General features: G+C 32.8%; 10 protein-coding genes and 1 pseudogene. All 11 read left to right on the top strand.

Going from position 1 to position 10,446, the window contains the following annotated elements:
* Positions 1–90, top strand: a pseudogene (locus N4A42_RS11330) (short-chain dehydrogenase); the annotation flags it as partial.
* A 71-nt stretch (positions 91–161) separates the two neighbouring features.
* On the top strand, positions 162–2,261 hold the full coding sequence (gene recQ, locus N4A42_RS11325; RefSeq protein ID WP_294074038.1) for a DNA helicase RecQ: 2,100 nt from the start codon (positions 162–164) through the stop codon (positions 2,259–2,261).
* Positions 2,262–2,445: 184 nt separating this feature from the next.
* Positions 2,446–2,937, top strand: coding sequence for a 3-hydroxyanthranilate 3,4-dioxygenase (locus N4A42_RS11320; RefSeq protein WP_294074036.1), 492 nt, complete (start codon positions 2,446–2,448; stop codon positions 2,935–2,937).
* 60 nt (positions 2,938–2,997) lie between these two features.
* On the top strand, positions 2,998–4,083 hold the full coding sequence (locus N4A42_RS11315) for an amidohydrolase family protein (RefSeq protein WP_294074034.1): 1,086 nt from the start codon (positions 2,998–3,000) through the stop codon (positions 4,081–4,083).
* Between the two features lies 1 nt (position 4,084).
* Complete coding sequence (locus N4A42_RS11310; protein ID WP_294074032.1) at positions 4,085–5,203, top strand: hypothetical protein; 1,119 nt, start codon at positions 4,085–4,087, stop codon at positions 5,201–5,203.
* A 158-nt stretch (positions 5,204–5,361) separates the two neighbouring features.
* Positions 5,362–6,183, top strand: a complete 822-nt coding sequence (locus tag N4A42_RS11305; RefSeq protein ID WP_294074030.1) for an alpha/beta hydrolase-fold protein — start codon at positions 5,362–5,364, stop codon at positions 6,181–6,183.
* 34 nt (positions 6,184–6,217) lie between these two features.
* The gene (locus tag N4A42_RS11300) at positions 6,218–7,762 is read left to right on the top strand and encodes a peptide MFS transporter (protein WP_294074028.1); all 1,545 of its coding nucleotides are present in this window, start codon (positions 6,218–6,220) and stop codon (positions 7,760–7,762) included.
* A gap of 69 nt (positions 7,763–7,831) precedes the next feature.
* The gene (locus N4A42_RS11295) at positions 7,832–8,749 is read left to right on the top strand and encodes an alpha/beta hydrolase fold domain-containing protein (protein ID WP_294074026.1); all 918 of its coding nucleotides are present in this window, start codon (positions 7,832–7,834) and stop codon (positions 8,747–8,749) included.
* A gap of 92 nt (positions 8,750–8,841) precedes the next feature.
* Positions 8,842–9,066 (top strand): hypothetical protein, encoded by a 225-nt coding sequence (locus tag N4A42_RS11290; protein WP_294074024.1) that lies wholly within the window; start codon positions 8,842–8,844, stop codon positions 9,064–9,066.
* Positions 9,067–9,188: 122 nt separating this feature from the next.
* On the top strand, positions 9,189–9,830 hold the full coding sequence (locus tag N4A42_RS11285; protein ID WP_294074022.1) for an O-methyltransferase: 642 nt from the start codon (positions 9,189–9,191) through the stop codon (positions 9,828–9,830).
* A gap of 6 nt (positions 9,831–9,836) precedes the next feature.
* Positions 9,837–10,202, top strand: a complete 366-nt coding sequence (locus tag N4A42_RS11280; protein ID WP_294074020.1) for a nuclear transport factor 2 family protein — start codon at positions 9,837–9,839, stop codon at positions 10,200–10,202.
* Positions 10,203–10,446: the final 244 nt, after the last annotated feature.

The following is a 10,446-nucleotide window of genomic DNA, read 5'->3' as shown; positions in this document are numbered from 1 at the left end:
GATGCAATTACATTTTTAGCCAGTGAACGCGCTGCCTATATCAATGGAATAAATCTTCCTGTTGATGGTGGACGTACAAAATCACTTTAGAAATAGAAAAATTTAGTAAAACGATCCTATAAGGTTTTTAAATCTTATAGGTGTTTTTATTTAATGATGTAATGCTACAGGAAACTAACATTTTAACTAACCTAAAAACTTATTTTGGTTATGATGCTTTTAGAGGTCAGCAAGAGGAAATTATAAAACACGTGCTGGCTAAAAAAGATGCTCTGGTTATTATGCCAACAGGAGGTGGTAAATCGATATGTTTTCAGTTACCTGCTACTATTTTTAAAGGAGTTACTTTGGTGGTCTCTCCTCTAATTGCTTTAATGAAAGATCAAGTAGATGGTTTAAATGCTAATGGAGTTTCAGCAGCATTTTTTAATAGTAGCCAAGATGATAGCGCCCGAATAAAAATTTTAGAGGATGTTGCTAAAAAAGCTATAAAATTACTTTATGTAGCGCCAGAGAGTTTAATAGGTTTGCAGCCTATCTTAAACCAAAACTATATTAGTTATGTAGCTATTGATGAGGCTCATTGTATATCGTCTTGGGGACATGATTTTAGGCCTTCCTATCAACAGTTGGGCTTTTTAAAAGCGTCCTTGCCTAATACTCCCATAATAGCATTAACCGCAACTGCAGATAAAGCAACACGAGATGATATTTTAACACAATTAAAAATACCTAATGCTAAAGCTTTTATTTCGTCTTTTGATCGAAAAAATATTGCTTTAGAGGTACGTCCTGCTAATAAGCGTATAGATCAAATTATACGTTTTATAGAGCAGCGTCCAAACGAATCAGGGATTGTTTATTGCTTAAGCCGAAAAACTACAGAGCAGGTTGCCAAAAAATTACAAGCTAAAGGGATTGATGCGGCAGCTTATCATGCAGGCTTATCGTTTAAAGAACGTAACGATGTGCAAGAAGATTTTATTTTTGATAATACGCAGATTGTTTGTGCTACAGTAGCTTTTGGAATGGGAATAGACAAATCTAATGTACGATGGGTAATTCATTATAACATGCCCAAAAACATTGAAGGCTATTACCAAGAAATAGGACGCTCAGGCCGTGATGGATTAAATGCGCATGCCATACTGTTTCATAGTTATGCCGATGTTATTCAATTAAGGCAATTTGCAAATGGTAGTAGTAATGAAACTGTACAATTGGCTAAGCTAGATCGTATGAAACAGTTTACTGAGGCTACAACTTGTCGTCGTAAAATTTTACTTAGCTATTTTGGTGAACTATTAGAAGACAATTGCGGTAATTGCGATGTGTGTAAAAATCCTCCACAGTTTTTTAATGGTACTGTTATAGCGCAAAAAATTCTTTCAACTATTTATCGTTTAAAGCAAAAAGAGGCTATAGGAATAGTAGTTGATATTTTACGTGGTGCTAAAAATTCAACTGTTTTAGATAAAGGTTATACAAGTCTATCTACTTATGGCATTTGCAAAGATATTTCTTGGAAAGATTTGCAACAGTATATTATTCAGTTGATAAATCAAGGATATTGTGAAATTGCGTTTCATAAAAATAATGCGCTACAACTCACAGCATTTGCTAACAAGGTTTTGTTTCAGTCAGCTGTTGTGTCGTTAACCAAGCCTGTAGATTTTTCTGAGAAAAAAGCTGAACAGATTAAAGTAAGTTCAAAAGTAAAGCAGTCTAAAGATTCGTTATTTGAGCGTTTAAGACAATTGCGTTATAGAATTTCTAAAGACGAAAACATACCAGCATATCTTATTTTTAATGATGCTACGCTAAAAGCAATAGAACGCGAACGTCCTATGAGCCAAACAGAATTGTTAGCTGTAAGTGGTGTTGGGCAACACAAGCTAGAGACTTATGGCGATGAATTTATAGCAGAGGTTATTGCTTTTATGCAAAGCAAACAAAAAAAGAAAAAAGAAGACACTACGTTAGTTACATATAAGCTGTATCAATCAGGATTGAGTGTTGAAGAAATTGCTGAACAGCGTCAACTAAAAGTACAAACCATTTATTCGCATATAGCTAAGCTTTACAGTCAAGGTAAGCGCATTAATATATATGATTTTGTAAGTCAATTAGAAGTTGATGCTGTTAAAAAGGCTCATAAAGAGCTAAAGCAAACAAGTGCTTTAAAACCTTATTTTGAATATTTTAATGAAACCTTAGACTATTTTAAAATTAGATTGGCCTTAAGCGTTATTGAGAAATAATCATAAATAGATTGCCTGTTTTAAAGACTAGTAGAGAAAGTGAAAGTATAGGCAAACTTTTACAAATTATATTATATTTATATCCACGATTAATTTTAACTAAACTCAAATTCCCGCAATGAGTTTTTCCCAGAGCCTGTGTTGATCGCAGTCAAAATAGGGAAATTAAAAAGGGCTTTTAATTATGAGCAAATTATATCCACCTATCAATTTCAAAGCTTGGATTGATGAAAACCGACATTTATTAAAACCACCTGTTGGTAACAAAGTTGTTTGGAAAGACGCTGATGTTATTGTTATGGTAGTTGGCGGCCCAAATAGTAGAAAAGATTATCACTATAATGAAACACCAGAGTTTTTCTATCAGATAGAAGGCGATATGGTTTTAAAGGTAATCGAAAATGGTGAGCCAAAAGATATTCCTATTAAAGAAGGTGAAATCTTTGTGTTGCCACCAAAAGTACCTCATTCGCCTCAAAGAGCTGCTAATACTGTTGGCTTAGTTGTAGAATATCCAAGGCCAGAAGGTGTAAAAGATAAATTACAATGGTATTCTGAAGAGGATGCAAGTTTATTATATGAAGAAGAATTCACCTTAGAAAATATAGAGACAGATATGCCTGCAATTTTCGATAGATATTATAACACAATAGAGAAGCAAAACTCCAAAAAGTAAACGATAATTTAAGAAAACAGATAAAAGATTGCCTCGGCTAAAGACACTTAATAAATAACAATGACTAAACGAAAGCTAAGAATAAACGGTCACTCACATTTACTTCCATATCCTGAAGAGATTCCTGATTTTATGAAAGATAAAGGTATTTTTTGGGTAGATAAGGATAAAAAGTATATGCTTCAAAAAGATTGGAGCCGTCCTGTAACAGACTCTAGTTTTTTCTTAAACGAAAAGCTAGAATGGATGGAACGTTTTAAGATTGATCATGCTGTAGTTTTAAACCTTTCTCAGCTTTACGGTAATGGACTGCGATTAGAAGAAATGAAGCAGGCTTTACGATTTCAGAATGATTTTAATGCACGTGTACAACAGGAAAATCCGAGTAAGTTTACCTGTGGTTTTGTAGTGCATCCTGGTTTTGTGCGTGGTGCCTGTTGGGAAATTGAACGTTGTGTTGAAGAATTAGGGATGCGTTTACTGTGTTTGCCAACCCACTATATGGATACCATTGGAACTTGGCGTTGTATTTTTGATGAAGAAAACGAGCCTATTTTTGAACTCGCCAACAAATACAATTTAGCTATCGAAATTCATCCTTATGATGGCGAAAAATTTATAAAACTAGAAAACACGTCATGGCGTTTTCATCTTATATGGATGCTGGCACAATGTGCAGATGCTTATCATTTTTTAACACTTAATGGTTACTATGAAAAATATCCTAATATGCGTATTTGTTTTGCTCATGGTGGACAATTAGCACAAATGAATTTAGGACGACGTATTCAAGGCTTTGATGGTAGACCAGATTTATTTGAAGGTAAAAATCACCCAAGACAAGCCGTTGGTCATAAAAACATCTTTTTTGATACGCTTGTTCATGATACAGGTTCGTTAGATTTATTGGTTAAGAATCAAGGTTCGAAACAAATTTTAATAGGACTAGACGATCCTTATCCTTTAGGTGAAATGGAAAGTGATAGACAATCGTCGTATCCTGGAAAAATTTTAGACTTAGCTATAGAACGCGAGATTATTTCAACACAAGAAAAAGATGAAATGTGGGAAGACAATGTGTTGCAATGGCTATTTGGTGATGATAACAATGCAAAACAGCAACTGATACAGAAGATTTTATCTTAAGATGGATGCTTCAATTACCCAGTTTCATAATATTGCACACATCTTTATCTCGTTAATAGGTGCTATTCTCTTATTAGCTATTTATTACAATATTAGAACACGCTTTAAAACTACTTTAGAAGAAGGTCAATCACAAAAGCGCATTGATAAAGGTTTACTCTATTTAAGTTTTGGGATGCTCGTTTGGGTAGTTGCTGGAGTTTGGGCTTATAGTGCTTTTAAATTTAATTTAACAAACAGTATTGCTAATCAAATCAGTATTAATTTACTATCTACAATTAATAACCTATTTTGGTTACTGGCTTTGTATTATTTTCATAATGCACCAACATTTATTTACAGAAATGAAAAAAATGTAAAAATCATTGTAATCATAATTGTTTGTGTGGCATCACTTACACTGCTTTTATCTAATACTATTGGCAACACAACTATTTCAGGTATTAAACTCGCAGCATTACCAGATTTATTTCTTACCACATTTTTGTGTGTGCTTATGGCAATGTCATTCTATAGAACATTCATGCACAGACGTTTAAAATTGGTTGCTATCATTGCTGTAGTTGTTATTTTCCTATTGTTTGTATCTCAGCTTTCAGATGTATTTATTGCTTTAGATAATGATTTTAATAACCACCTTATTAGGATTATTACCAAAACATCGTTGGTGGCCATATTTTTGGTATTGGCTTCGAGTTGGGTTATAGAATTGGCACATACGCCAAAGCCAAAAGAAATGAAGATTAGATTTATAGATTGGTCTATTGTAACACTTAGTATTCCTTCAAAAGGTATTGTAGATGCACATATCGATTTTAAATCAAAAACCACGCAATATCGTAATTTACTATTGTTTGCTTACCGCAGAAAACACCTCGAGCCTAACCAGCAATGCATCACTGTAAATTCTGGCGGTGACATTAAAAGTCAAACCTATTTAACTAGAATTATCGATAATATTAACACCATTCTTAATCTTGAAACCGATAATAAATTAGAACGAAAAGACCTTATTACCTTTATTGGCGAAAGCAAATATCGTTTAAGAATACTTCCCGAACATATTTTTATTGATGATGCTTTATTGGCAGAATTTCTAAAAAACACCGATAAATACTAGAGTTACAAAAACTCACAATTGCTATTTTTTGTTACAAATTGCTACAAGGCTATGCTATCTATTAGCATTACTTCTTCTTTGCTTTAAATTAACAGAACAGCTAACTGCTTAAAATTAAAAGTAGCTTTCTGCGTCAACGTAATCAAAACAAAAAATGTATGAAAACATCATTTTATTTAGTAATTATCTTATCAGTTTTTAGCTGCAACACTCAATCAAGTTACCACAATGATCCAATTCCAACTCATGACAGCTTTATTTTAACATCAAAACATGTTAAGGAAAACCGCACAATTAATGTTTGGACACCAAACAACTATAAAGAACTCAATAAAAAACTACCTGTTTTATATATGCCAGATGGTGGCACAAAAGAAGATTTTCCGCATATCGCTAATACTTTAGACACATTAATACAACAACATAAAATTCCTGAAATAATATTAGTTGGTATAGAAAACACAAAAAGAGGAAGAGATTTAACAGGTGAGTCTAAAATTAAAGAACATGAACAGTATAATATTCCAATGACAGATGGTGCTAAAAATTTTAGAGCATTTATAAAAAATGAACTAATTCCTGAAATAAACAAACGTTATAAAACTAATAATGAAAAAGGAATTATTGGCGAATCACTAGCAGGTTTGTTTGTTATGGAAACCTTTTTTAAACAACCTAGTTTATTTGATTTTTATATCGCTATGGATCCTTCCTTATGGTGGAATAACAATTATTTGGTAAATAATGCTAAACAATTTCTTGAAAATTACCCCGAAAAAGACACTAAAATCTGGTTTGCTGGTTCTAATGCTCAAGATATTCAAAAGTATACTCGAGAATTAGCATCATTTTTAGAACACAATTCAACAACGAATTTAACCTGGAATTATTCAGACCAACCCAACGAAAAACATAACACCATCTATCGCGCTACTAAAGCGAAAGCATTAATATGGTCACTAAATAAAACCGAACAATAAACTCATCAATTACTATAAATCAAAAAGCGAACAGATGGCAACAACAAATTCTAACACAACCTTTGGACATCCAAAAGGTTTAATCTACTTATTTTTTGCAGAGCTTTGGGAACGCTTTTCATTTTATGGCATGCGTGCACTTTTAGTGCTTTACATGACCAAACAGTTACTATATACAGACGATATGGCCTTTGGCGTTTACGCAGCATATATGTCGTTAGTATATGTAACACCAATTATTGGTGGTGTTTTAGCTGATAAAATTTTAGGATTTAGAAAAGCCATTTTACTAGGGGGCGTTTTAATGGCTCTCGGACATTTCTTTTTAACCTTTGAATTGCCGATTTTCTTTTACGGATCCTTAGGGTTAATTATTGTTGGTAACGGTTTTTTTAAACCTAATATTTCATCTTTTGTAGGCGAACTCTATGAAAAAGGTGACACCAGACGCGATTCTGGCTTTACTATTTTTTACCTAGGCATTAATTTAGGTGCAGCCATAGCACCTTTAGCTTGCGCATGGTTTGCCGAAACCTATGGCTGGCATTATGGTTTTGTATTAGCAGGAATAGGCATGCTTATTGGGCTTATTGTTTTTAATCATGGTTTAAAGCATCATATTTTTGAAGACAAAGGTTTAGTGCCAAATCAAGAAAAGTACAACCAAAAATGGTTACAACTAAACAAAGGGCAATGGATAACTATAGCAGCATTTTTATCGATTCCTGTATTTGCATTAATCGTAAAATTTCATGAGTTTGAACATTATTTAGTTTGGGTCATTTCGGTCTTCTTGCTTATTTATATCGCTTATATTATAAGTTCAGTTTCTAGTAAAGAAAAAAAACGCCTATTAGTAGCCGTTTACTTTACCATACTTTATACGTTATTCTCTGCTATATTTGAACAAGCTGGAAGCTCATTAACCTTGTTTGCTGACAGAAACGTAAATCTTGTAGGCATGGATGCTGCAGGAACCAATAGTATTAATGCTGGCTTTATTATTTTATTTGCCATTCCGTTTTCAATGCTTTGGACTTTTTTGACTAAGAAAAAATGCAATCCTAATTCGGCCATAAAATTTGGCTTAGGCTTAGTGTTTTTAGGTTTAGGGTTTGTGGTTTTTGCTTTGTCTGCTCATAGTGCTGATGCCTTTGCAAAAACAGCAATGAGCTATCTCGTATTTGGTTATTTAGTCCTCACCATTGGCGAATTGTTTCTCTCACCAATTGGTTTATCTAAAATGACCGAATTATCACCTCTAAAATACGTTGCATTTATTATGGGAGTTTGGTTTTCGGCTAATTTTTATGGTCATTACTTTGCAGGTAAAATTGCTAAACTCACCACAGTTTCCGAAGGTGAAAGTAATGCATTTAGTCAAGGTGTTTTTGGTGATATTGTATCGTTAGTTACAGGATTACAAAGTGAAGCTATAACGAGTAAGAGTGAAGCCATGCAACAGTTGTGTTCTTATGTTTCTGTATATGCAAGTTTTGGTGTTATTACTATAGCTGTAGGCATTATTGCTTTATTAGTATCACCATTCATTAAAAAAATGATGCAAGGCATTCACTAAATGTTTTAAAATAAATTTAACCTGAATTATTTTAGTTTTTAATCTCTATTTTTATTCTAAATTGTTACTATGAAACATCTTCTTATCATGCTTATTGCTATTTGTTGCTTAGGTTGTCAATCTAAAACAACAAAACCTGAAGCAACAACTATAAAGTCTGAAACATTAAGCACAGAAGACTATGAATTGCATAAAGCAGCACAATCAAAAGCACTGTTAATTCTATTTCCTGGAGGTGGAGGTGACGCAAAAGGCACACTCAAAGAGTTTAAAATAGCTGAGGCAGCTGCTCAAAACCAGATGTCGTTATTGCTAATAAATTACGCACGTAACATTTGGGTTAATACAAATGATTGTAAGGCTTTAGTAATGCAAATTGAAAACATCATAAAAACCCATCAGCTACCACCACAAAAGGTATTTATTGGTGGCATGTCTATAGGTGGTAATGTAACACTTGCATTAACACAATATCTGTTACAGCAAAACAAACTGTCTGTAAAAGGTGCTTTTGTTGTAGATCCACCATTAGATTTGTATGCTTTATATGAAAGTTCGGTAAGTGATGTAGCACGAAACGATTTATCTGAAGAACGCTTAGCTGAACCTAAATTTATTATCAATTATTTTGAAGACAATTTCGGTACAGATAGTTTACTTACAAATATTCAAACCGTGTCACCATATACCTATAAAACTCAGCATATAGAAAATATTTCGGCACTTAAAACTATTCATTTGCAACTCTATACCGAACCTGATAAAAACTGGTGGAAAGCTAATCGCGATACCGATTTTAAAAATACAAATGCCTTTAGTATTCAGCAACTACACAAAACCTTAAAACAACAAAACTGGACACAAGTACAACTTATAGAAACCAAAAACAAAGGCTTTAGATCAGATGGCACAAGGCACCCACACTCGTGGTCTATTGTAGATGTTGGTGCTTTAATTGATTGGATTTCTGAAAGTAAATTGAACTAGATAATACAACTATTTTTGTTTTATAATTCAGATTATCATTGAGTTATTAAAATAGTTATATATTTAAAGCACTAATCAAACAATTAATTATTATGAGAAAAATCGGAGGTTACATGATCTTTTTTGGTCTTTTTGCTATTGTTTTAAACTTTTTTGATAGAGTACCAAGTATATTGATGTGGATATATAATTGGGGAGAAGGAGTTGCTTGGGCTATAAAAATTGGTCTAATCGTAGTTGGTGCTGTATTGTTCTTTTTAGGTAAGCCTGAAGAGGTAGAGCCAGTAGCTGCAACTCCTGAAGAATCTGTAGAATAATATTTAAATATATCGGATTTAAGATTTTAAATATTTAATTTTGAATAAAAGAGACCTCACGAGTTTTTACACTTTTACTTTGTTAAGTGTTCAACCTGTGAGGTCTAATTCATTTTTATTTTATGCATTTTTTACCCGAAAAACTAGATGATTATATTGTTGCACATTCTGCAAACGAACCAGAATTGCTACAGCAACTTACTCGAGAAACTTATCAAAAAGTATTACAACCTATCATGCTTAGTGGTCCTTATCAAGGTAGAGTACTAAGCATGATTTCTAAACTCATTAATCCTAAGTCTATTTTAGAGCTAGGTACTTTTACAGGTTATTCTACACTTTGCCTAGCAGAAGGTTTAGCAAATGATGGTCAGTTACATACTATAGATATTAATGAAGAATTAACCGATTTTCAGAGAAAATATTTTGATGAATCTGGGTTTGGGCAACAAATCATTCAGCATACAGGAAATGCAATAGATATTATTCCTACAATCAATTCAACGTTTGATTTGGTTTTTATTGATGCCGATAAACCAAATTATAGCAACTATTTTCATTTAATCATAGATAAACTTAATTCTGGTGGAATAATTCTATCTGACAATGTGTTATGGCATGGTAAGGTCGTTGAACCACTAGATGAAAAAGACAGATCAACTAAAGCTGTTTTAGATTATAACACCTTATTAAAATTAGATAAACGTATTGAAACAGTTGTGTTACCCATTAGAGATGGATTAACGATTAGCAGGAAAAAATAAATTAAGATGAATAGAAAAGAAATTGCTAATGAGTTTTTGCAATTAGCAGGAATGGGAAAAGTTAAAGATGCTTTTTATAACTTAGTTTCTGAAGATTTTATTCATCACAATCAATATTTTGAAGGCACAAAAGAAGCTTTGCAAAAAGCGATGGAAGAAGCTCATTTAGAAGCACCCAATAGAAGTGTTGAAGTAAAGAATACTTTTGAAGAATTAGATAAAGTAATAACGCATAGTTTAGTTTGTAAAGAGAATATGGACATTGCCGTTGTGCATATTTTTAAGTTTAATGCAGCTAACAAAATAACCGAACTCTGGGATCTTGGCCAAGTGATTGAAAAAGACTCACCTAATAAAAATGGACTGTTTTAATAATTAAAAACTTATGCTTAATTATGTTGAGCTTCGTAAGAAGTGTTTATAGGTGTAGTTGATAAATGTTGATGGTGTAGCAAAGAATAGTAATTACATGTTGCGTCTTATAGATCCAGAAAAATCTTCAACTTCATCTTTAATTTGATTGATTTCTTTCTGTATTTCTTTCGCAGTGTCGGTATCTATAATATTACTTTCTTTGGCGCTTTTGGTAACCTCGTGCTTAATATCGTTTGTAGCG

The organism is Winogradskyella sp., assembly GCF_025210595.1.
GTDB lineage: Bacteria > Bacteroidota > Bacteroidia > Flavobacteriales > Flavobacteriaceae > Winogradskyella.
Note: the sequence above shows the minus strand (reverse complement) of the source record. Positions and strands in the feature narration are given on the sequence as shown.